The following is a 21817-nucleotide window of genomic DNA, read 5'->3' as shown; positions in this document are numbered from 1 at the left end:
GCTTCCACGCCATCGCCGAGGGCTTCGCTCTTGCAAATCCAAACTAAACCACTCGAAGCAAATATGTGCGCACGCTAGCCCACAAGGGGAGAAGGGAAAAGCGGGCTCTACTCCTCCGGTTCCGTCGTGAACATCAGCGGATAGCCCTTCGCCTTACCGGCATCGGTCGCCCGCGTCGCCTTGGTCTCGGCGACATCCCTGGTGAAGACTGCGACGACGCAGACGCCGCGCTGGTGGGCGGTGATCATCACCCGCCGCGCCTGGTCTTCGCTCAGCTTGAATTCGCCCTTGAGCACCGTCACCACGAACTCGCGCGGCGTGAAATCGTCATTGAGGAGAATGACCTTGTAGAGCTTCGGCCGTTCGATTTGCGGCTTCGTTTTGGTGCGGGGTTTGGTGACGATCTCAGGCATCGGAACCGGCAACTGCGCGCAAAAAATTTCGCGTTTATTCTGACATAGGCAAAAGCGGGCGTCCATTTTGAGCCGCGCACAAACCGCCCTCCCGGCGGGCGCGGCCGTTCACAAGTCTGAGATTGCCGCTGGCGGCTTAGAGTCGACCTTCCTCCGATGAGAAGGCACTACCTTCTCAACACCGCACTCAGCACGTCCCTGACGCCGATGGCGCCGACGAAGCGCGACCGGTCGTCGAACAGCGCCACCGGTGCGGTCTGCGAGCGGTGCATGGCCAGCATCACCGTCTTCAGCGAGGTGCCGGGATTGGCCCAGAATACCTGCGTCGTCTCCTCCGGCTGCGCCTCGACATCGGCGCACGACACCCAGAACGCCGGCTTGCCGTCGCGCTCGGCCGCCGCCACCAGCCCGTGCTCGTCGATCTTGAAACGCGTCGTCTTGCGGCGGTCGAGCCACACCCAGCCGTCCTCGCCGTGGTCGAGGTCGCGGCGGTCGCGCATCACGTTCCAGGCGGTCAGCACCGAGAGCGGATTCACATTGGCGATGAAGTCGCGGACATAGTCATTGGCGGGACGCAGCACGATGTCTTCCGGCGCGCCGGTCTGCACGATGCGCCCGCCTTCCATGATGGTGATGTGGCTGCCGATCTTCAGCGCCTCCTCGAGATCGTGGCTGACGAAGATGATGGTCTTCTTCAGCTCGGCCTGAAGCTGCAGCAATTCGTCCTGCAGCTTGGTCCGGATCAGCGGGTCGAGCGCCGAGAACGGCTCGTCCATCAGCAGGATCGGCGCTTCGGTGGCAAACGCACGCGCCAGCCCGACGCGCTGCTGCATGCCGCCGGAAAGCTCGTGGGCGTATTTCGACGCCCACTGGTCGAGGCCGACGAGCTTCAACTGGCGCTCGACGCGCGCCTTGCGCTCGGCTTCGGGCACGCCGGAAAGCTCTAGGCCGAAGCCGACATTTTCCGCGACGGTGCGCCAGGGCAGAAGGCCGAACTGCTGGAACACCATGGCGACCCGCGTCTGTCGGATGTGGCGCAGCGTGGCGGCGTCGCAGGCCGCGACATCGATCATGCGGTCGCCGTCCTTGACCATGACGTTGCCGCGCGCCGGCACGTTGAGCAAGTTGACGGCGCGGAGCAGCGTCGATTTGCCGGAGCCGGAGAGGCCCATCAGGACGGAAATCTCGCCCTCGTTGACGGTCAAATTGGCGCCGGCGCAGCCGAGCACGGCGCCGGTCTTCTCCAGGATTTCCTGACGCGTCGCGCCCCTGTCTACGAGCGCCAGCGCTTCCTTGCGCGCCGCGCCGAAGACGATGTCGACATTCTTGAAATCGACCGCAGCGCTCATTTGGCGGCTCCCGTGCCGATGCGGCTGATGCGGTCGAGGATGATGGCGAGCACGACGATGGCGAGGCCGGCTTCGAGCCCGAGCGGGATGTTGACCGAGTTCAGCGCGCGCACCACCGGCTTGCCGAGGCCGTTGGCGCCGATGAGCGCAGCGATCACGACCATAGAGAGGCAAAGCATGATGCACTGCGTCAGCCCCGCCATGATGGTCGGCAGCGCCGCCGGCAGCTCTACCTTCCACAGGAGCTGGCGTTTTGTCGCGCCGAAGGCTTCGCCGGCCTCGATCATCGGTTTCGGCACCGAGGTGATGCCGAGATGCGTCAGGCGGATCGGCGCGGGAGCGGCGAAGATAACGGTGACGATGAGGCCGGGAGCGATGCCGAGGCCGAAGAGAATGAGCACCGGGATCAGGTAGACGAAGGTCGGCATGGTCTGCATAAGGTCGAGGATTGGCTGGAGATAGCGGTAGCCACGCTCGTTATGCGCCGCCCAGATGCCGATCGGCACGCCGATGGCCATGGAGGCCGCAGCGGCGCCCACGACCAGCACCAGCGTCTCGACGGTTTCCTGCCAGAGATCCTGGTTGACGATGAACAGGAGGCCGAGCGCGACGGCAAGCGCCAGCTTCCATGATTTCTGCAGGTACCAGGCAAGCCCGGCTATGGCGGCAACCAGGAGAACCGGCGGGACGAGCAGCAAAAGGTCGACCAGCCCGTCGAGAACGACGGTGAGCCCGTCGGCGATACTGTCGAAAAACCACTCGAAATTGGTGGTCAGAAAGTCGAAGAAGGTCTTGCCCCACCGCCCGATCGGGATCTTGAAGCTCGAAATCAGTTGAGAAACCGGATCCATGGCAAATGTCCCCTCATTCTTCTTCACCCTCCCGCTGACGGGTGGGTCGAACCGCGCAGCGGAGTGGGGTGGTCACGGTTATGCTCCGTTCTGCACCACCCCCACCGCGGCGCGTGCCGCGCCGACCCTCCCAGCAGGGGGAGGTGTAAGTCTGCTACGAACCCAGCGCGGTTTTCACGGCGGCCGCGGCATCGCCGCCGTCGAAGGTCGTCACACCGGCGAGCCATGGCGTCATCGCGTCCGGATTGGCCTTGAGCCATTCGGTAGCCGCGGCCTTCGGGTCGGCGCCGTCATTGAGGATCGCACCCATGATCTCGTTTTCCATCTTGAGCGAGAACACCATGTTCTTGAGCAGCGCGCCGACGTTCGGGCATTCGGTGGTATAGCCGGCCCGGACATTGGTGGCGACGGTCGCGCCGCCGAAATTCGGGCCGAACACCTCGTCGCCGCCCGACAGATAGGCCATCTTGATGTTGGCGTTCATCGGATGCGGCTCCCAGCCGAGGAAGACCACGTCTTCGCCCGATGCGGCCGCCTTCTGCACCGCCGACAGCATGCCGGCCTCCGAGCTTTCGACGAGCTCGAAATCCTTCAGGCCGAACTTGTCGGAAGCGATCATGTCGAGGATCAGGCGGTTGCCGTCATTGCCGGCTTCGATGCCGTAAATCTTGTTGTCGAGCTTGTCCTTGAACTTGGCGATATCCGCGAAATCCTTGAGACCGGCGTCATAGGTGTGCTGCGGCACGGCGAGCGTATACTTTGCGCCTTCGAGGTTGGTCACGACCGTCTCGACCGACTTGTCTTCGAGATAGGGCTTTATGTCGGCTTCCATGGTCGGCATCCAATTGCCGAGGAAGACGTCGACGTCCTTGTTCTTCAGCGAGGTGTAGGTGACCGGAACCGACAGAACCTGCACGTCGGGCTCGTAGCCGAGCGCTTCGAGGATGACGCTGGCGGTAGCGGTGGTTGCGGTGATGTCGGTCCAGCCGACATCGGCAAAACGCACCGGCTTGCAGCTTTCCGGCTCGGCGGCGAGTGCGCCGCCCGCGGAAAGAAATGCCGCCAGACCGAAGCCGGCGGCGAATAGTTTCATACGCGACATCATGTATTCTCCCATTGTGATCTATCGGCGAGCGAAGTTGCGGTTTTGTCTCCGCCTTGTTTCGTCAGCCAAACACCATTCTGGTGCGGTTTCAAGCGATAAGACAATCGCGACCAACGGCGCGGGCTGGCCGATCAGCGACACGTTCGCCGCTTTTCTGGTGAAATGTCAGGACGCCCCTCCCCGCGCCGAGACAACTCGGCTTAAAAGGGCGGCATGGCCAAGCTGTACTTCCACTATGCGACGATGAATGCCGGCAAGACGACGATGCTGCTGCAGGCCTCGTACAATTACCGCGAGCGCGGCATGACGACGATGCTGTTCGTCGCTGGCCACTACCGCAAGGGCGATACCGGGCTGATCTCGTCGCGCATCGGCCTGGAGACGGAAGCCGAAATGTTCCGCGACGGCGACGATCTGTTCGCCCGGGTCGCCGAGCATCACGACCACACGACGGTGCATTGCGTCTTCGTCGACGAGGCGCAGTTCCTCGAGGAGGAGCAGGCGTGGCAGCTCGCCCGCATCGCCGACCGGCTGAACATCCCGGTGATGTGCTACGGCCTGCGCACCGATTTCCAGGGCAAGCTGTTTTCCGGCTCGCGCGCGCTTCTGGCGATCTCAGACGATCTGCGCGAGGTGCGCACCATCTGCCGCTGCGGCCGCAAGGCGACGATGGTCGTGCGCCTCGGCGCTGACGGCAAGGTGGCGAGACAGGGCGAACAGGTGGCGATCGGCAAGGATGTCTATGTTTCGCTCTGCCGCCGCCACTGGGAAGAAGAAATGGGCCGCGCCGCGCCCGACGATTTCATCGGCTTCACCTAAAGCGCGTCGCGTCTTCACGCGACGCGCTTCAGTCTTGGGCGACATGCATCAAGCCTGACCAGCGCTATTCCGCGTTGCGTGCGCATGGAGCGGTGCGAGGAGGAGGGGAAAGACCGCGGCAAGAAGAACCGCGATCGGTGAGCTATTCGTTGCTTTGTGACGGCAGTTATGCTAGTAGTTTGGCCACGGTGCTGATTGTGCCGACGACCCGCCGCCGAGGCGGGTTTTTTGTGTCGGCTTTCGGCGCCATCCTTTATCAGGCTGCTAATCTTCCGCCTTCCCTTCCCCCCATGCCACACATATATTCGCGGCGGTTCGCGACACGAAACAGATGCCGAAGCGGGAGGCCCCTATGGCGACATTGCAGAATTTCGATGCCGAAATTGCCAAGACCAAGCAGGTCGTGCAGGACATGCGCACCAAAATCGAGCAGTCCGGCACGGTGCTCGACACGCTCGCCAAGACCGACAAGAAGATCGGCGACGCCAATTTCGACCTCGAGAACGCCCGCATCGAGGATGTGCTGAAGCAGCAGAAGGTGATGGAAGGCAACATCGCCGACCTGATCATCGGGCTGGAAGACGCCACCAACGTCTTCGGCGCCGAATTCGAGAGCATGAAGAACTACACCGGCTGGGAAAGCTTCGTCGGCATATTTTCCGACCAGAGCAAGCAACGCATGCGCACCGACCGCGTCCGCAACATGTCGCTGGCCGGCAATCTGCAGGAGCTTCTGGCGAAATCCGACACCATCGTCGGCATCCTCAAGGCGCAGAAGCAGATCCTCGACCAGCGTTACAAGACCTCCGAGGCCAGCCTGTCGCAGGTGATCGAGCGCCGCAAGGCAACCATGTCCAGTCTGGAGACTGTGCAGAAGCGCATCGAGGAGCTCAATCCGATGCTGCTCGACATCGAGAACAAGATCGCCGCCTCGACCAGCCAGAAGGAGCGCACCGAGCTTGAAGGCGAACGTTCGAAACTGGCCACGGAGTACAACGAGAAGCAGGCCAAGGAGCAGGAACTGCTGGCCGAAAGCCAGACGCTGGAGCGCTACACCTCGATGTTCCAGACCTTCGTCGATTCGCTCAACAACCAGATCGCGGCGCAGTCGACGCTGATCAACAAGCTAACCATCGATACCGAGCAGCGCATCGTCCTCTACAAGGCGCTGGAAGACTCGCTGAAGACCGCCGCCCAGCAGGACGTCGCCCACAAGATCAACACGCTGGGCAGCCAGGTCGACAACACCGCCGAGGAGACCATGGCCGGCATCGGCGCGGCCTCGCAGAAGCACATCGGCGATCTCCTCGAAATGCACGAGAAGAACATGGTAGCGACCGCCGACATCCAGCGCCGCAAGAAGCTGGCCGACGATGCCTTTGCCCGCCGCTTCGACGACGTGCTGAAGAAACACAATGCGGCAAACTACGTGCAGTCGTAATTGCTGCACCCGCATCGCTCCAAAGGGCTGGCTGCATGACCCCCGAAAACGAAGCGGCAACGCGTTATTTCTCGGCGATCACGGCGGCACTCAGCGGCCTCGAAGTGTTCATGCGCGACGATCGCTCGCCGCTCTACCGGCACGGCATCGTCGCCAAGATCGTCGCCGAATATATTGCGCGGCTCGACAACTCCTTTTCCTGCTGGCGCAACCGGCTGGGTTTCATGGAGACGTTCCGCATTTCGCGCGCCGAAAGCGGCTTTCCAGTCTTCCAGAACGTGCTCGAACTGGAAAACGATCGCCGCCAGGCCGATACGCGTCTCGCCAACATACCGCTGGCCGACGAGTTGCGCGAGGAAATGGCCGACTTCATCCTGCGCCACAAGGAATTCCCCGAGGCGCTGCAGAAGTCGATGGCCGAGCGGCTATATCTGGAGGGCGTCAGGAGCGAGACGACCTTCGGGCCGTTCACCTTGGCGCAGACGGCAAAAGTCTCGGTCAATCCGAAGACCGGACGGCCTTACTACCTCGTCCATTGGGCCGCCTTCGACGGCAGCGCCAACCTGCCGCTGGTCTACATGGTGACGGTCGAGGATTCCTCCGAAGATATGATCGGGCAGCTTGTCGACCGCAACGGCAAGCTCAACGACAAGGTCGACATCCCGCTTCCCGTCGAAGGGCTGCTCAATCCCGAGCTTGCCCACCGCTTCGACGACTTCACCGAGAAGAATTCCGCCTACACGCTGTCGCCGGCGACGATCGCCGTCAACCTCGACAAGGATTTCGAGCCGCTCCACCCCAAGCAACTGCGCCGCGTCGTGCTCGGGCCCTTTTATTCGGCCGGGATTACCGACAACAATTCGACGGTGAGCGAAGTGCTGGCCAAGGTGCGCAAGCCGGAAAACGCCTGGCTGCTGACCTGGACCATCCAGGAGGTCTATTCCAAGGCCGAGAAGCCAGGTCGCAAAGGCCTTTTCTCAAGCGAGAAGGCGACGCAGGAATTCTTCATCGACACAAACGATCTGGAGGCCGCGCGCCAAGGCGTATCGAGTTACGAGAAGCACGCGCTGATCCCGCATGAGGCCTACCAGGCGCTCTACGCCGCCGGCGAGGCGCAGAAGATCTTTTCCGGCTACAAGGTCCACATCCTGTCCAAAGGACAGGTCATCAGTGACGTCTGACCGTCAAACCACGGAGCATCCTTCATGGACACCGGCCTGACCACGATTTCGGAAGCGGCAATCGAAAAGCACCGCGCCACGGCGCAGAGCTTCATTACCCGCGTCGTCGTGCTGGAGGACCCGTCTAGTTCCTCCGGAACCGCGCTGGCCGGCACCAACCGCCGCTTCGTCTCGACCGTCTCGGTCGGCTCGGTGCGCCGCACCCGCGAGGTCGAGCTTTCCAAGACCGTCGCCGCCGTCCATCCCGACGACCAGTTGCTGAGCATTGCACAGCACATGCTGCTTTATCGCACCCGGCGCGGGCTGGCGATCGCGCTGGCCATCGCTGATGTCTTCGCCGAAGGCTCAGATCTCGAGAGCTTGAAGGCGAAAAACGCCCGCGCGCCGCTCGAAGGCGACGAGGCTGCCACCTTCAAGAAGCTGCTGTCGGCTTCGGCCTATATTTCGGCGTTCAGCCTCGCCTCCTATTTGTTCCAGTTGATCGACAGCGACGGCGAGGCGCCGAACGATACGCCCGAGCCGGACTTCTTGTTCGACACGCCGCAGGATGCGGTGAAGTCAATTGTTGCCGGTCTCGACAGGGCGATATCAGGCGCGAAGGACGACGCCGACCTGATGACCCGGGCGCGCGCCTTCGCCCGTGTCGCCATTGACGGGCTTTTGGCGCGAAAGGGCCGCTTCGACGGCATCGGTCCGTTCGAGAACGCGCATATCCGCATCGACGTCGACGACTTCACCCTCGACGGCTTCGACGTCGCACCGGGCAAGCGGTCGAAGCCGCTGGTGATGACCTTCAAGAAGCCGGAAGAGGTTGTCGGCAACCACATCGCCAAGTACCAGTCGGTGAAGCTCGCCAAGATGCTGATGGCTTACGATTTCGAGCGCGAGCTGAACCCGTTCGTCGAACTCGGCGGCTTCCTGTTCACCTTCATCGGCGACGGCGCGCCCGGTACCGGCAAGACGACGCTGATCCAGATGATCGCCGGTCTCGTCAACGGTTACTGCCAGGTCGCCGGCTATCCCTTCGCCTACGAGAATTTCGGCGTCGACCAGATCTCCTCCTATCAGGGCAAGTCGGGCCAGAACTGCCGCCAGTTCATCAACAATGTGCTGAACCCGCGCGTCATCGGCTTCGGCACCATCGACGATATCGATCAGGTGGCGGCGCGCCGCTCCGACGATCGCGCCTCGGCCGGCCAGCAGGAAATCACCGGCGTCCTGATGGACGCGTTCGGGGGTGCGGCCACCGTGGTGCGCGGCAACTGCTCCTTCGGCATGTTCTCCAACTATCCCGAAAACGTCGACGACGCGCTGCGCCAGCGCGCTGGCGCCCGCTGGCTGGTCGATGGGCCCCAAACGCGCGACGACTACATCGACATCTTCGTGCTGCTCGCCGGCAAGAACCACAAGATCCCGCTCGGCGACCACAAGCTCTACGCCGCCCAGGAGATCCAGCGCGCAGTGATGGAAGCCTACGAAGGGCATGAGAAGCCCAGGGAGGACGGGCTGATGAAGGTCTATGAGCGCTACATGAAGGAGAACGGCGCACCGAAGTCGATGGCCGACATCGGCACCTATCTGCACATGATCAAGGAGGCCGAGCCGCGCTTCACCGGCCGCGCAATCAAGAACGTCACCGATGCGATCAAGATGCGCGCCATGGACATCGAGCTGCCGGACGAGTGGTTCGAGAAGCCTGAAGTCTTCATGCACAAGAGCTACGACGACAAGAAGGCGATGATCGAGAAACTGCGCGGCCCGTTCTCGATGGACATGGTCATGCAGGAGGTCAACCGCTACGCCGACTCGGAGTTCCGCTACTCCGACAAGTCCGACGACGCGGCGGTGACCAAGATGATCCGCGACACCCGCCTGCGCGACCGCGCGGTCCGCGAGATCGAGGAGTTGAAGAAGAAGGGCCTGTGGAATGCGTGAGGTTCTTCCTTCTCCCCGTTCACGGGGAGAAGGTGCCCGAAGGGCGGATGAGGGGCAGCGCAATGCGTGGTGGAAACGAACCGAAAGTATCAAAGGCCCGGCAACTTCGGAAAGTTGAAAACGACGCCGAGGAAAAACTCTGGAGCGAACTGCGTGGACGGAGATTGAATGGCCATAAATTTGTTCGTCAACTGCCAATCGGTCCATATTTTGCAGACTTCGCCTGCCGTGAAGCCAATCTGGTTGTGGAAGTTGATGGAAGCCAGCACGCAAATCGATCTCAGGATCGGTACAGGGACGAAACGATGAACCGGAACGGCTGGTCGGTGCTGCGGGTGTGGCACGCTGATGTCCTAGCGAGTCGCAAAAGCGTGTTGGATACGATCGTAGCGGTCCTGGACGGTCGACTGGATAAAAAAATGATCGCTGTCGACGCGAAATTTCTGCCGTCAGCAACTTCAGAGGAAAGATGATGAGCGTCTGCGCCGCCCCTCATCCGCCCTTCGGGCACCTTCTCCCCGTAAACGGGGAGAAGGAAGAATGAGCCCCGCCAGGAAATCCGACCTTTTGCGCGAGAACGAGCTGATCTATGGCCGGCTGCTGACCATCGACGAGCCGCATCTCATCCAGCGCTACAACAAGGCTTTGGTCGCCTTCGGCCTGAAGCCGACGAAGCTGAAAAGCTTCGAGATCGATCGCACCGGCTTCTCGCCGCAGGTGGCCGAGGAATGCGGCGACTATAACTACCTCGATCCCAACAAGATCAACCGCCGTTTCATCATCCTGACCCCGTCGCAGATCGACCTGCCGGTGGTCCACACCGCCTTTTCCAACACGTCGCAACTGATGTTCGAGTTCATGTCGACGAACCAGCGCGCCATCGACGCGCTGACCATCAAGGATGTCATCTACGGCGAGATCGAGGATTCGGTCCCCAAGGTCGACGACATCGAGGATCTGCTGTCGATCAACCAGGTCGAGTTCAAGGTGCTGTCGGCGGAGGACGTGCTCGGCAAGGCCGCCGAACTCGGCAAACTCGTCGACCGGCTGAAGCAGGAGCCGGACGCCTGGCGCGACAGCGCCATGCTCAACCGCATGGTGGAGCTGGCCAAGATCTGCGGCGACATCCGCGAGAACGCGCTGGTGCCGGATCAGGTGATCTTTCGCCACAGCGCCTATTGGACCAGCCATTTCGGCGGGCTCTATGTGTTCATCGACCCCGATATGACGACGGTGATCAGCGACCCGGCAGCACCCGGCTTCCGCCGCTCGCGGCCGTGGCAAGTGAGCTACCTCTCGATCAACGATGCCGACAGGGTGTTCAAGTTCCTCGCCGCGACCGGCCGTATCGAACTGCCGCGTGCCTCATGGATCGAAACATCAGGCTATCTCGAACATCGCGCCGAGATGGTGGTGCGCGCGCTGATCCGCGACGCCGAGCCCGACCGCAACCTGACCGACGTCGACAAGGTCTGGCTGCAGACTTGGATCCACGGCCATGCCGACCTGATCACCAGGGACGGTAATTTTCCCTTTCTCAACGCCGCCAAGCGCGAGATCGCTCACCTCGGCTATCTCAAGATCGATGACGTGTTCCCGCAGCAGCGTTTCCTGGCGATCCGGGCCAAGCCCGGCCATCCCGACGCCTGGCTGACCAACCAGCTGATCTCGGATTTCGTGCCGCAGGACTTCGTCTCGCGCTACGTGTTCAACAAACCGGGTTTCTACAGGGACTATGACGGCTTCAGCGACGCCTGGCGATCGCATGTTGTGGACGTTCTGAAAACCACATATCTGAAAGACAAGGTGGCGTTTCGCACACGCCTCTACGGCCTTACCGATTGAATGACCGGCTGACTGACGAGGGGGTGACATCGCCATGCTTGATCCGATCGTGAATTTCTTCACACGGATTTTCCAGTGGATCGGCCGCGGTATCGGCTTCGCCATCGGCGTGATCCTGTGGCCGTTCATGTGGGTTGGGCGCTGGTACACGCAGCGCGGCTGGATCCTGAAGGCGGTGCTCGGCCTCGCTCTGCTCATGCTGGTCGGCCTCTACGGCTACTTCATCTGGAACACGCAGGTCTGGAGCAATTTCAATCCCGCGTATGCGCAGGCATATAATTTCACGCAGCCGGCCGGAACCGCCCCGCCGCAGCCCGCTCCTTCTGCCACCGGGGAAACCGCTGGCGTCGAGGGAGAAGTCAAGACCTGCACCAACTCGGCCATTGTCCAGGTCGCGGCCGATCTCATCGATTTCAACGTCAACGAGAACGCCTGGATCTCGTCGATGATACTCTACAAGCTCGGGTTCTTCGGCATGGACTGGGACCGCACGCCGTTTCTCGACAACAAGGCCTCCTTCCAGCGCGGCGTCAATCAGGCCATCCGGCGCACCGCTGTCGAGCTTGTCGACACACTGGGCCGCGTTCGCGGCACCAGCCAGATCGACCAGAACCTGCAGGATGCGCGCGGCGCCATCACCTTCGACGAGGAAACCTGGTATTTCGGCTTCCGGCCCTTTGGTCCGAAAACCCCGACGCCGAGTTTCTATCGCACGGCGGCGAACAGCCTTCGCGCCTTCAACGACCGGCTGATGAAATGCGAAGTCGTCTTCAACGCGCGCGCCGACAATCTGCTGCAGTTCGTCGACCGGATCGCGAGTGACATAGGCTCGACGTCCGACATGATCCGCGACCGTTCGCAGAACTTCAACAGCGGCTGGTTCGACACGCGCGCTGACGACCGCTTCTGGTTCGCCTACGGCCAGCTCTATGGGTATTACGGCATCCTGACGGCGGCGCATCACGACTTCCAGCAGATCCTCGACAATCGCGGCCTCACACCACTGTGGAACAGCGTGGAAGGCCAGCTCAAGGCAGCGCTCGCCATCCAGCCTTTGATAATCTCCAACGGCCGCGAGGACGGCTGGATCATGCCCACCCACCTCACCACGATGGGTTTTTATGTGCTTAGGGTGCGATCGAACCTCGTCGAGGTCAGGTCTGTCCTGGATCGGTGAAGGAAGCGAATGGTGAAAGAGGTCTTGGCTTGAAATCACCGCTGTCCCTGATCGAGATCAGCAAAGTGCCGAGGCAATAGTTCGGCCGCATATCACGGGAGAGCGGAACCTGACTGCCTCGTCGTCGTTCAACCGCTGGGTGGCAGCCAGCGAGGACACGAGATGGATATCCGGGAAGTTGCTCGAACTTTCTATGCCACGATCGACACGCAAGACTGGGATAAACTGGCCAGTCTGGTCTCTCCAGATCTCGCCGTTCATCTCGCCAGCGCCAATCCGATCGGCTTCGATGACTGGCGAAAATCGCTGACCGAGTTCTTTGTCGGATTCCCGGACGGACATCACGTCATCGACGACTATGTCAGCGAAGCCGACAAGGTGGTCACGCGCGGCCGCTTTCAGGGCACGCACACCGGCATCTTCCATGGCGTCGAACCGAGCGGAAATTGCGTCTCGGTTGGTGTAATTAACATTGATCGCGTCGAGAACGGCATCGTGGTCGAACATTTCGGCCAGCTTGACGGCTTGGGGCTGATGCACCAGATCGGCGCATTCTAGCGCGACCGCTCGAAGCGCCGACCGGCGCTCGAACCCTGTCGCATTCCGTGCATTCCGCGGCTGTTTTGAGACGGCAGGACGGCGCGTGCTCTGGCTTCTATACGGCGCGACAACCGGGCGCGAAGATCCGGGACAGGTCGACCGGGAAACAGAGCCGTCTTTCTCTAGAGGAAACATAGTTGCATGAAAGTTGACGCCACGGCAGCGACAGGGTTAGAACGTGCCCTCGCCTGCAGTGCCAGGCTGTTTCGAACAGGCTTGCGACCACACTGATCACACCCGTCCCCTCCACCGTCCAATCCAGAGGAAAGCCGCCATGGCCGAAGTGAAGTCCGACATCGAGATCGCGCGCGCCGCCGACAAGAAGCAGATCCAGGAGATCGGCCAGAAGATCGGGATTCCAAGCGAGCACCTTTTGCCTTACGGCCACGACAAGGCGAAGATCTCGGCCGAGTTCATCAAGTCGGTGAAGGCAAACAAGGACGGCAAGCTGATCCTCGTTACCGCCATCAACCCGACGCCGGCCGGCGAAGGCAAGACGACGACGACGGTGGGCCTCGGCGACGGTCTCAACCGCATCGGCAAGAAGGCGATCGTCTGTATCCGCGAGGCCTCGCTCGGGCCGAATTTCGGCGTCAAGGGCGGTGCCGCCGGCGGCGGCTATGCGCAGGTCGTGCCGATGGAGGACATGAACCTCCACTTCACCGGCGATTTCCATGCCATTACCACGGCGCATAATCTGCTTTCGGCGCTGATCGACAACCACATCTACTGGGGCAACGAGCTCGGCATCGACATCCGCCGCGTCGTCTGGCGCCGCGTCATGGACATGAACGACCGCGCACTGCGCGAGATGATCTGCTCGCTCGGCGGCGTCGCCAACGGCTTTCCGCGCGAGGGCGGCTTCGACATCACCGTCGCCTCGGAAGTCATGGCGATCCTGTGCCTTGCCACCGACCTGAAGGACCTGGAAAAGCGCCTCGGCGACATCATCGTCGCCTATCGCCGCGACAAGTCGGCCGTCTACGCCCGCGACCTCAAGGCCGACGGCGCCATGGCCGTGCTTTTGAAGGACGCCATGCAGCCCAACCTGGTGCAGACGCTGGAGAACAATCCGGCTTTCGTCCATGGCGGCCCCTTCGCCAACATCGCGCATGGCTGCAACTCGGTCGTCGCCACTACGACGGCGCTGAAGCTCGCCGACTATGTCGTCACCGAAGCCGGTTTCGGCGCCGATCTCGGTGCCGAAAAATTCTTCGACATCAAGTGCCGTAAGGCCGGCCTGAAGCCGGCGGCGGCGGTCATCGTCGCCACCGTGCGGGCGATGAAGATGAACGGCGGCGTCAAGAAGGAAGACCTCGGCAAGGAGAATGTCGAGGCGGTCAAGAAGGGCTGCGCCAATCTCGGCCGTCACGTCGAGAATATCAGGCAGTTCGGTGTGCCGGCGGTGGTCGCCATCAATCATTTCTATTCCGACACCGACGCCGAGATCCAGGCGATGAAGGACTATGTCGCCTCGATGGGCGAAGAGGCGGTCCTGTGCAAGCACTGGGCCAAGGGGTCGGCCGGCATCGAGGAACTCGCCAGCAGGGTGGTGGCGCTTGCCGAATCCGGCGTGTCGCAATTTGCGCCGCTCTATCCCGACGCCATGCCGCTGTTCGAGAAGATCAACACCATCGTCCAGCGCATCTATCGCGGTTCCGAAGCGATCGCCGACAAGTCGGTGCGCGACCAACTCCACGCCTGGGAGCACGCCGGCTACGGCAACCTGCCGGTCTGCATGGCCAAGACGCAATATTCGTTCTCGACCGACCCGAACCTGCGCGGCGCGCCCACTGGCCACACCGTGCCGGTGCGCGAGGTCAGGCTGTCTGCCGGCGCCGGCTTCATCGTCGTCATCTGCGGTGAGGTCATGACCATGCCCGGCCTGCCCAAGGCGCCGTCTTCGGAAAAGATCTTCCTGAACGAGATGGGCCAGATCGAAGGTCTGTTCTGAGACCGGACACGACAGAGGGCGACGCATCGCTGCGGCGCCCTCTTTGCTTCTCCGCGACAATTTTCTAAGCGGCGCTCCGCGCCAGCGCGCGCTGGTTGGATGCAAAGATCGTGTCGCGTTCGGGCAGCGTACCGGTCTTCAGACAGTCAATCCATTCGGCGGTCTTGAGAACGGCCGCAAAGCGCGACTGCAGGACAACAGTCACCACGCGATGGATGTCCTCGGCCGAGGCGTAGCCGGCGCTGTTGGCATAGGGCAATGACCCCGTTGCATCCGACAGGAACTCGACCGCAAAGCCCATATGGACGGCGTGGATGACCGTCGACAAATCGCAATTATGCGTCATGTAGCCGATGACCGTAATCGTATCGATAGCGTTGGCGCGCAGCCACTCCTCGAGGTCGGTACCGGTGAAGGCGCTTGGCAAGGTCTTTTCTATGTAGTGGTCACGGCTTCGCCTTGATATCTCGGGATGCAATTCTGCGCCATGGCTGCCCTTGGCGAACACCGGTGACGTTTCCGGCGCCAACTGCTTGATGACCACCACCTTAACGCCCGCCTCGGCCGCCGCGTCCATGGCGCGCGCCACATTGGCGACACTGTCGCGGAAGGGCGGGTGCTTGATGGCGAGGTTGCCACCGTCATAGTCGTTCTGAACGTCGACGACGATGAGGGCACGGCGTGGCGCTTTGCCGTTGGCTGATTCCGACATGGGGTTTTCCTTTCCCGTTTGACATTGATGGGTCGAGGATAGGCTCGGCATCGGCCCGCAAAAGTGTCCCGATTGACATTATTAGAAAGAATTGGGACAATCCAGATCTAACCCTCATTGGTGCTCATCATGGCCGATCCGATCGTTGCCGCCATCGCCTTCGATGGCATCAGTCCGTTCCACCTTTCCGTGCCGTGCCTTGTATTCGCAGAGGATCGCACAGCGCTCGGCCTGCCGCGCTTCGACTTCCGCGTCTGCGCGATTGAGAACGGGCCGATCCGCACCGATGCGGGGCTGACCATCAGCGTCCCCCACGGGCTTTCCGCGCTCGATGGCGCCGACATCGTCATCGTGCCTAGCTGGAAGAATCTCGAAGTCCCACCGCCAGCGGCACTGAACGAGGCGCTGCGTCGCGCGCACCGGCGCGGCGCGCTGATTGTCGGACTGTGCTTGGGAACGTTCGCTGTTGCGGCGACCGGACTGCTTTCGGGCCGGCGAGCCGCGACGCACTGGGCCTACACGGATCAGCTGCAGGCACTCTATCCCGACATTCTCGTCGAGCCGGAGGTGCTCTACATCGACAATGGCGATGTCGTGACTTCGGCCGGTGTCGCCGCCGGGCTCGACTGCTGCCTGCACATCGTGCGGGCCCGCTGCGGGGCCGAAGCGGCGCTGCGCCTCGCCCGGCAGATCGTCCTTTCTCCCCATCGGCAGGGCGGGCAGGCGCAGTTCATAGAACGCCCCATCGCCAGGACCGGCAATGCCGACCGCTTCACACAGGCTCTCGACGCGGTGCGCAAGACGCTGGGCGAGACGCACAGTCTGGACAGTGTCGCCGATGCCGCCGGCCTCACCCGCCGGACATTCACGCGCCGCTTTCAAAAATCGATCGGCACCAGCTTCGGCGACTGGCTGACCGATCAGCGCGTCGCGCTGGCGCAGCGGCTGCTGGAAGCAACGGAAAAATCAATGGACACGGTTGCCTTCGAGGCCGGGTTCGGCAGCGCCACCTCGCTGCGCCAGCATTTTTCGGCGCGGCTCAGAACCACGCCCGCGCAGTACCGGCGCGAATTCTCGAAGAACGCTCAGGACGAGCGCGTGGCGCAGGCGCCGAGGTGAGATTCGACTGTCGCTCGATCCCAGGACAATCGCTCAGGTTTGCGCTGCCCCTCATTGCCCTGCCGGGCATTTCTCCCCGTATAGTGACGAGGAGAAAGACGCCTTCGCAAAAGATTTCACCAATCACCAACGTTGCAGAAAGGGTGCGGAGGTGCGGCCGGCCCCTTCTCCCCGTCACTGTACGGGGTGAAGATGCCGGCACGCAGATGAGGGCGGCGCCAACGTCAAATTGCCATCAAGCCTGAGTTGTAGGCTATTTTTTCTCTTGAAGCGATTGCCCCGCGCTTGATCCTGCCCGTTCTTGAAAACATTTGCGTCATCTGTCATATATAAAAGCGACAGATGGCGCGAGGAGGCGAGCCATGACGATAGGATTGGAAAAGGCTGCACCAGCAGCAAAAAACAATGAACTGCAGAAGGTGGCCAGATTGCTGGGCGGCACCCGCATTCTATCGCGACACCTCCGGAGTGCGTTGGACGCCCATGAGCTGCTTGTGCACGGCCTGCCGGGCTCGGCGCTGGACCATCTCATTGGTCAGCTCGTCTTCATCCAGAAGACTGATTCGCTTGAGAAGGCCGTCGGCATGAGCTTGCGCACCTACCAGCGTCGGAAGGATGCTCCTTCCAAGCCTCTCAGCCAGGATCAGAGCGGACGAACCTGGAAATTCGCCGAGATCCTGTCGAAAGCGACTGACGTGTTCGGTTCACAGGCGGAAGCCGAGCAATGGCTCGAGCGCCCGGCGATCGGGCTCGACCAGCGTCGTCCCATCGATCTTCTGGCAACTCCGGCGGGTGTCGAGCTTGTGGAAGACTATCTCGAGCGGCTTGAATACGGCGTTTATGCATGACGCCGCTGCCGGCGGCGCTTGGCGGCTCCGACCTCATTGGCTGGCGTCTCGATCAGGCCGCGTTCGCGCCTACATGGGACAGTGGCGAGGGCGCATACAGGGTCGGCGGACGATGGAACAGCAGGGGCGTGCGCTCAGTCTACTGCTCAATCGATCCTTCGACTGCGATTCTCGAAGTTGCGGTCCATAAAGGTTTTAAGGCGCTCGACACGATCGCGCATGTGATGACGGCGGCGATAATCAGCGATGTCACGGATGTGCATATCGTCGACCCTGCCGCCGTTCCGAACCTTAACTGGCTGCGTCCGGGCATCCCGAGCTCTGGGCAACAGGCATTCGGCGACGATCTTCTCAAACGGCACCGGTTTGTGGTGATTCCGAGCGCAGTATCCCAGAATAGCTGGAATCTGATCTTCGACGCGAGCGTCGCGAAGGGCGCCTATGCCGTGAAGGTCCAGGAGGCCTTTGCGCTCGATACGCGATTGCATCCGCCCCCTACTAAGTGACCGTGCTTATCTCGCCGCTTCGCTGATTCAGCGGAGCAAAGGATGCTCAGCCGCGCCTGACCGGCCGCGCCGGGTTGCCGACGACCGTGGTGTTTGCCGCCACGTCGCGCGTCACCACAACACCCGCTCCGACGATGGCGCCGTCGCCGATCCTGGTCCCGCCGAGGATGATCGCACTGCCGCCGATCCAGGCATTGTCGCCGATCTCGACCGGCTTGGCGATCTCCAGGCCTTCCTGTCGCCCCGCTGCCTCCTTGTGATGCTCGGCGCAGTAGATCTGCACATTGGGGCCGAGCAGCGTTCCCTTGCCGATGCGGACTGGCGCCGTATCGAGAATGGTGCAGCCGGCATTGAGGAAACCACCGTCGCCGAGAAAGAGATTGAAGCCGTAGGCGCAATGGAACGGCGCTTCGATCCGGGCGCCCTCGCCCACAGCGCCGAGCAGCGACTTCAGCGCCGGTCCGATGTCGCCGCGTTGCCGGGGCGGCAGCGAATTATGCTCGAACACCGCGTCGTGCGCCATGACCCGCAGTGCCTCCAGCTCCGGGTCGAGGCAAGTATACCACTCGCCCGCCGCCATTTTTGTGCGTTCGCTTCCGGCCATGGCGGTGCCTCCTGTCTCAAGATCGTTCCAACGCACAGCGCTGCTACGACCTCTAGTCAAACGCCGCGCCTATGCTAGCCTGCCTTGGCAGGGCTGTCCTGAGCCATACAAACGAGGGGATCGATCATGCTGTATGGTCTTGCACTTCTGATCGGCGTCGTTGCCGGCCTTCGCACCATGACCGCGCCCGCCGCCGTCGCCTGGGGCGCCTGGCTCGGCTGGCTGCCGGTCGCCGGAACCTGGGCTGGTTTCATGGGCCACGGGATCGCCGTGGGCATCTTCACCATTCTGGCCATCGCCGAGCTGGTCACCGACCAGCTGCCGTCGACGCCGAGCCGCAAAGTGCCGCAGCAGTTCGGCGCGCGCATCGCCGTGGGCGCCTTCACCGGTGCGGTGATCGGCGCGACCGGCGGCGCCACCCTCGGCGGCCTGATCGCCGGCGCCATCGGTGCGGTGATCGGCACGCTGGGCGGCGCCGAGTTGCGCAAACGCCTGGCGATCGCTTTCGGCAAGGACCAGCCCGCTGCCTTCATCGAGGACGCGGTGGCAATCACCGGTGGCCTCCTGATCGTGGCGGCCGTGGCATGACGGCAAAGACATTCGACACCATCATCATCGGCGCCGGACAGGCCGGCCCGTCGCTCGCCGGCCGGCTGACGGCAGCTGGCATGAGCGTGGCGCTGATCGAGCGAAAACTGGTCGGCGGCACCTGCGTCAACACCGGCTGCATGCCGACCAAGGCCATGGTGGCCAGCGCCTATGCCGCGCATCTTGCCCGCCGCGCCGCCGACTACGGCGTGACGCTCTCCGGTCCGGTCGGCGTCAACTACAAGGCGATCAAGGCGCGCAAAGACAAGGTGTCGAACGACGCTCGCGGCAACCTCGAAAGCTGGATTGCCGGCATGGACAAATGCACGCTTTATCGCGGCCATGCGCGCTTCGAGTCGGCCAATACCGTGCGCGTCGGCGACGACCTATTGAGTGCCGAGAAGATATTCCTCAACACCGGCGGCCGTGCCTCGGTGCCCGACCTGCCAGGCATCAACGACATTTCGTTCCTGACCAATTCATCGATGATGGATCTCGATGTGCTGCCGCGCCATCTCGTCGTCGTCGGCGGCAGCTACGTCTCGCTCGAGTTCGCGCAGATGTTCCGCCGTTTCGGTTCGGAGGTCACGGTGATCGAAAAGAGCCCGCGGCTGATCGGCCGCGAGGACGAGGACGTCTCGGCCGCCATTCTGTCCATCTTCGAAAACGAAGACATCACGGTCCATCTCGGCGCCGGGGACATCAGCTTCGCCAGGCAGGGCAGCGACATTGCCGTGTCCTTCTCCGCTGGCAAGGCGCCGGCGGTCGGCTCACATGTGCTACTGGCAGTGGGCCGGACACCCAACACCGACGATCTCGGCCTCGACAAGGCCGGCGTCGAGGTCGACAAACGCGGCTTCATCGTCGTCGACGATCAGCTGCGTACCAGCGTGCCCGGCATCTGGGCGATGGGCGACTGCAACGGCAAGGGCGCCTTCACCCACACCTCCTACAACGATTACGAGATCGTCGCCGCCAATCTGCTCGACAACGATCCGCGCAAGGTGAGCGACCGCGTCGAGGCCTATGCGCTCTATACCGACCCGCCGCTCGGCCGCTGCGGCATGACGGAGACAGCGGTAAGAAAGTCCGGCCGTCGCGCGCTGGTCGGCCAGCGGCCGATGACCCGCGTCGGCCGCGCTGTCGAAAAAGGCGAGACGCAAGGGTTCATGAAGATCCTGGTCGACGCCGACACCAAGGAAATCCTCGGCTGTTCGGTGCTCGGCCCCGGCGGCGACGAGGCGATACACTGCGTACTCGATCTGATGTACGCCAAGGCGCCGGTCAGCACGCTCGCGCGGGCCATGCACATCCACCCCAACGTCTCGGAACTTCTGCCCACCATCGCCCAGGAGTTGAAGCCACTGGCATAGGCTACGACCGCAAGCGGCAAGCGCACAACGGCGCGGCTTTGGCGCCGCTGGCGGTCGCCGTGGCGGTGATGTCGCAGACGTTGGACCGCCAGCTGCTGGTGACGCACCCCGCGCAATAGTTGCGCCCATAGCGCAGCAGACTGGACCAATCGACAGCGTATCGGCGAAAGGGCATGTGTTCGGCCTCTTTCCAGGAGTCGTATCAAGCAGAAATCGATCGAGCGCATTGCCGGCGACAGCGAGGGCGTTTCCTACGAATTCCCAGTGCTCCGCTTCGAGGGTGCGGACAGCACGGCGCCTTCGGCCTATCTGCAGGCGGCACTGCATGCCGGCGAACTGCCGGGCGTCGTCGCCATCGACGCGCTGATGCCGATGCTCGAAAAGGCCGAAGCGGAAGGCCGCGTCAAGGGCAATATCACCATCGTGCCGCAAGCCAATCCGATCGGCCGCGCCCAGTATCATTTCGGCGAGCTTCAGGGCCGTTTTCATTTGGGCACCCGCACCAACTTCAACCGCGGCTTTCCGCTGCTGGCCGCGCCGGACACGACGCGCTTGCCGGACGCCACGTTTGGCACGGCCGACCAGCGGCTGAAGACGCGGCTGCTGCAGCTGTCGATCGGCCACGACATCGTGCTCGACCTGCACTGCGACGACGACGGCCTCGCCTACCTCTATGTCCATGCCAGCCTATGGCCTGCCATGGCGGATTGTGCGGCGGCCATGGGCGTAGACATGGTGATCCTGTGGAATGAGGACACCGACGGCACCTTCGAAGGCGCCTCGATCACACCGTATCTGAACCTCCCTGCCGATGTGGCCCGGTTCGACCGGCGCGTCGCCACCACGGTCGAGTATCGCGGCATGCTCGATGTCGACGGCGCTCTGGCCGGCCCCGATGCCGAAGGGCTCTATCGGCTGCTGGTGGGCCGCGGCGTGGTCCTGGACCAGGCCCTGTCCACGCCCGGCAGCTTCACCGGGCCCAATTCTTTCACCGGTGTCGTTGCACCGCTCGAAAACATCGACATGATGCCGGCGCCGCGGGCGGGCGCGGTCCTCTATAACGTGAAGCCCGGCGACCGTGTGGCAAAAGGCGCACTGCTCGCCACCATCGTTCATGCGCCGGGTGAAGCCGACGGCCGCACGCAAGTGTTCGCGCCGCAGGCGGGCATCATCCTGACACGGCGTTCCCGGCGCATCATCCGTGCCGGCGAAGATCTGCTGAAGCTGGTCGGCGACAGGAAGAGCGCCGATGCAAGGTCGGGAACGCTGGAGGATTGAGGGGCTCATGCCCTTCTCCATGCCCTCCATTGAATCCAGTGTCGGTAGCTTTTCAAGTTGTCCGGTTTTGGTAGCACATCATTTGTCCGCTTCCGTTTTGCGTCGAAGCGGTTCACGCG

At 62.5% G+C, this 21817-nt stretch carries 21 protein-coding genes; 15 read left to right on the top strand and 6 right to left on the bottom strand.

Annotation, left to right across the window (positions count from 1 at the left end; translation table 11 throughout):
* Positions 1-107: 107 nt before the first annotated feature.
* The 4 genes from clpS to CIT26_RS21445 form a co-directional block, all read right to left on the bottom strand.
* Complete coding sequence (gene clpS / locus CIT26_RS21460) at positions 108-413, bottom strand: ATP-dependent Clp protease adapter ClpS (RefSeq protein ID WP_029349886.1); 306 nt, start codon at positions 411-413, stop codon at positions 108-110.
* Positions 414-580: 167 nt separating this feature from the next.
* A complete protein-coding gene (choV, locus tag CIT26_RS21455; protein WP_095494432.1) occupies positions 581-1762 on the bottom strand; it encodes a choline ABC transporter ATP-binding protein in 1182 nt (393 codons plus the stop codon).
* The gene (choW, locus tag CIT26_RS21450; protein WP_095494431.1) at positions 1759-2613 is read right to left on the bottom strand and encodes a choline ABC transporter permease subunit; all 855 of its coding nucleotides are present in this window, start codon (positions 2611-2613) and stop codon (positions 1759-1761) included. Before choW ends, choV begins: the two co-directional genes overlap by 4 nt.
* Before the next feature lie 154 nt (positions 2614-2767).
* Positions 2768-3715 (bottom strand): choline ABC transporter substrate-binding protein, encoded by a 948-nt coding sequence (locus CIT26_RS21445; protein ID WP_095494435.1) that lies wholly within the window; start codon positions 3713-3715, stop codon positions 2768-2770.
* Positions 3716-3931: 216 nt separating this feature from the next.
* Here CIT26_RS21445 and CIT26_RS21440 point away from each other — a divergent pair, with 216 nt between their 5' ends.
* The 9 genes from CIT26_RS21440 (at position 3932) to CIT26_RS21400 (ending at position 14670) form a co-directional block, all read left to right on the top strand.
* Complete coding sequence (locus CIT26_RS21440) at positions 3932-4537, top strand: thymidine kinase (RefSeq protein WP_095494430.1); 606 nt, start codon at positions 3932-3934, stop codon at positions 4535-4537.
* A gap of 352 nt (positions 4538-4889) precedes the next feature.
* Positions 4890-5978 (top strand): hypothetical protein, encoded by a 1089-nt coding sequence (locus CIT26_RS21435; RefSeq protein WP_095494429.1) that lies wholly within the window; start codon positions 4890-4892, stop codon positions 5976-5978.
* A gap of 35 nt (positions 5979-6013) precedes the next feature.
* Complete coding sequence (locus tag CIT26_RS21430) at positions 6014-7159, top strand: hypothetical protein (RefSeq protein ID WP_095494428.1); 1146 nt, start codon at positions 6014-6016, stop codon at positions 7157-7159.
* 24 nt (positions 7160-7183) lie between these two features.
* Entirely contained in the window at positions 7184-9094 is a 1911-nt protein-coding gene (locus tag CIT26_RS21425) for an AAA family ATPase (RefSeq protein ID WP_095494427.1), read from the top strand.
* 62 nt (positions 9095-9156) lie between these two features.
* A complete protein-coding gene (locus CIT26_RS21420; RefSeq protein WP_095494434.1) occupies positions 9157-9567 on the top strand; it encodes an endonuclease domain-containing protein in 411 nt (136 codons plus the stop codon).
* A gap of 67 nt (positions 9568-9634) precedes the next feature.
* Positions 9635-10939 carry a DUF6638 family protein gene (locus CIT26_RS21415; protein ID WP_095494426.1) on the top strand — a complete coding sequence of 435 codons (1305 nt, stop codon included), beginning with the start codon at positions 9635-9637 and terminating at the stop codon, positions 10937-10939.
* A 34-nt stretch (positions 10940-10973) separates the two neighbouring features.
* Positions 10974-12116: a DUF2333 family protein gene (locus CIT26_RS21410; RefSeq protein ID WP_095494425.1), complete on the top strand. Its 1143-nt coding sequence runs from the start codon at positions 10974-10976 to the stop codon at positions 12114-12116.
* 162 nt (positions 12117-12278) lie between these two features.
* A complete protein-coding gene (locus CIT26_RS21405) occupies positions 12279-12674 on the top strand; it encodes an ester cyclase (RefSeq protein WP_095494424.1) in 396 nt (131 codons plus the stop codon).
* A gap of 316 nt (positions 12675-12990) precedes the next feature.
* On the top strand, positions 12991-14670 hold the full coding sequence (locus CIT26_RS21400) for a formate--tetrahydrofolate ligase (RefSeq protein ID WP_095494423.1): 1680 nt from the start codon (positions 12991-12993) through the stop codon (positions 14668-14670).
* A 64-nt stretch (positions 14671-14734) separates the two neighbouring features.
* Here the strand turns inward: CIT26_RS21400 and CIT26_RS21395 are convergent, their stop codons facing one another.
* A complete protein-coding gene (locus tag CIT26_RS21395) occupies positions 14735-15382 on the bottom strand; it encodes a cysteine hydrolase family protein (RefSeq protein WP_095494422.1) in 648 nt (215 codons plus the stop codon).
* Positions 15383-15511: 129 nt separating this feature from the next.
* Between CIT26_RS21395 and CIT26_RS21390 the strand changes: the two genes are divergently transcribed.
* The 3 genes from CIT26_RS21390 to CIT26_RS21380 all read left to right on the top strand — a co-directional run bounded on the left by CIT26_RS21390 (position 15512) and on the right by CIT26_RS21380 (position 17855).
* The gene (locus CIT26_RS21390; protein ID WP_095494433.1) at positions 15512-16501 is read left to right on the top strand and encodes a helix-turn-helix domain-containing protein; all 990 of its coding nucleotides are present in this window, start codon (positions 15512-15514) and stop codon (positions 16499-16501) included.
* A 374-nt stretch (positions 16502-16875) separates the two neighbouring features.
* On the top strand, positions 16876-17349 hold the full coding sequence (parS, locus tag CIT26_RS21385) for a type II RES/Xre toxin-antitoxin system antitoxin (protein WP_425350366.1): 474 nt from the start codon (positions 16876-16878) through the stop codon (positions 17347-17349).
* The gene (locus CIT26_RS21380; RefSeq protein ID WP_095494420.1) at positions 17346-17855 is read left to right on the top strand and encodes an RES family NAD+ phosphorylase; all 510 of its coding nucleotides are present in this window, start codon (positions 17346-17348) and stop codon (positions 17853-17855) included. The genes parS and CIT26_RS21380 overlap by 4 nt, the downstream gene beginning before the upstream one ends.
* A 46-nt stretch (positions 17856-17901) precedes the next feature.
* On the opposite strand, the gene CIT26_RS21375 is transcribed toward CIT26_RS21380, so the two are convergent.
* Entirely contained in the window at positions 17902-18459 is a 558-nt protein-coding gene (locus tag CIT26_RS21375; protein WP_095494419.1) for a sugar O-acetyltransferase, read from the bottom strand.
* A 126-nt stretch (positions 18460-18585) separates the two neighbouring features.
* Between CIT26_RS21375 and CIT26_RS21370 the strand changes: the two genes are divergently transcribed.
* The 3 genes from CIT26_RS21370 (at position 18586) to CIT26_RS21360 (ending at position 21698) form a co-directional block, all read left to right on the top strand.
* Positions 18586-19047, top strand: a complete 462-nt coding sequence (locus tag CIT26_RS21370) for a DUF4126 domain-containing protein (protein WP_095494418.1) — start codon at positions 18586-18588, stop codon at positions 19045-19047.
* On the top strand, positions 19044-20420 hold the full coding sequence (locus tag CIT26_RS21365) for an FAD-containing oxidoreductase (RefSeq protein WP_095494417.1): 1377 nt from the start codon (positions 19044-19046) through the stop codon (positions 20418-20420). The genes CIT26_RS21370 and CIT26_RS21365 overlap by 4 nt, the downstream gene beginning before the upstream one ends.
* Positions 20421-20621: 201 nt before the next feature.
* Positions 20622-21698, top strand: a complete 1077-nt coding sequence (locus CIT26_RS21360) for a M14 family metallopeptidase (protein WP_095494416.1) — start codon at positions 20622-20624, stop codon at positions 21696-21698.
* The last annotated feature ends 119 nt before the right edge of the window (positions 21699-21817 follow it).

Origin of the sequence: Mesorhizobium temperatum (assembly GCF_002284575.1) — a bacterium.
GTDB lineage: Bacteria > Pseudomonadota > Alphaproteobacteria > Rhizobiales > Rhizobiaceae > Mesorhizobium > Mesorhizobium temperatum.
Note: the sequence above shows the minus strand (reverse complement) of the source record. Positions and strands in the feature narration are given on the sequence as shown.

Coding starts and splice junctions, on each gene's coding strand:
- choV (WP_095494432.1), bottom strand. CDS start 1,762: ATGAGCGCTGCGGTCGATTTCAAGAATGTCGACATCGTCTTCGGCGCG.
- clpS (WP_029349886.1), bottom strand. CDS start 413: ATGCCTGAGATCGTCACCAAACCCCGCACCAAAACGAAGCCGCAAATC.
- CIT26_RS21415 (WP_095494426.1), top strand. CDS start 9,635: ATGAGCCCCGCCAGGAAATCCGACCTTTTGCGCGAGAACGAGCTGATC.
- CIT26_RS21425 (WP_095494427.1), top strand. CDS start 7,184: ATGGACACCGGCCTGACCACGATTTCGGAAGCGGCAATCGAAAAGCAC.
- CIT26_RS21375 (WP_095494419.1), bottom strand. CDS start 18,459: ATGGCCGGAAGCGAACGCACAAAAATGGCGGCGGGCGAGTGGTATACT.
- CIT26_RS21390 (WP_095494433.1), top strand. CDS start 15,512: ATGGCCGATCCGATCGTTGCCGCCATCGCCTTCGATGGCATCAGTCCG.
- CIT26_RS21400 (WP_095494423.1), top strand. CDS start 12,991: ATGGCCGAAGTGAAGTCCGACATCGAGATCGCGCGCGCCGCCGACAAG.
- CIT26_RS21380 (WP_095494420.1), top strand. CDS start 17,346: ATGACGCCGCTGCCGGCGGCGCTTGGCGGCTCCGACCTCATTGGCTGG.
- CIT26_RS21445 (WP_095494435.1), bottom strand. CDS start 3,715: ATGTCGCGTATGAAACTATTCGCCGCCGGCTTCGGTCTGGCGGCATTT.
- CIT26_RS21420 (WP_095494434.1), top strand. CDS start 9,157: ATGCGTGGTGGAAACGAACCGAAAGTATCAAAGGCCCGGCAACTTCGG.
- choW (WP_095494431.1), bottom strand. CDS start 2,613: ATGGATCCGGTTTCTCAACTGATTTCGAGCTTCAAGATCCCGATCGGG.
- CIT26_RS21395 (WP_095494422.1), bottom strand. CDS start 15,382: ATGTCGGAATCAGCCAACGGCAAAGCGCCACGCCGTGCCCTCATCGTC.
- CIT26_RS21405 (WP_095494424.1), top strand. CDS start 12,279: ATGGATATCCGGGAAGTTGCTCGAACTTTCTATGCCACGATCGACACG.
- CIT26_RS21365 (WP_095494417.1), top strand. CDS start 19,044: ATGACGGCAAAGACATTCGACACCATCATCATCGGCGCCGGACAGGCC.
- CIT26_RS21440 (WP_095494430.1), top strand. CDS start 3,932: ATGGCCAAGCTGTACTTCCACTATGCGACGATGAATGCCGGCAAGACG.
- CIT26_RS21410 (WP_095494425.1), top strand. CDS start 10,974: ATGCTTGATCCGATCGTGAATTTCTTCACACGGATTTTCCAGTGGATC.
- CIT26_RS21430 (WP_095494428.1), top strand. CDS start 6,014: ATGACCCCCGAAAACGAAGCGGCAACGCGTTATTTCTCGGCGATCACG.
- CIT26_RS21370 (WP_095494418.1), top strand. CDS start 18,586: ATGCTGTATGGTCTTGCACTTCTGATCGGCGTCGTTGCCGGCCTTCGC.
- CIT26_RS21435 (WP_095494429.1), top strand. CDS start 4,890: ATGGCGACATTGCAGAATTTCGATGCCGAAATTGCCAAGACCAAGCAG.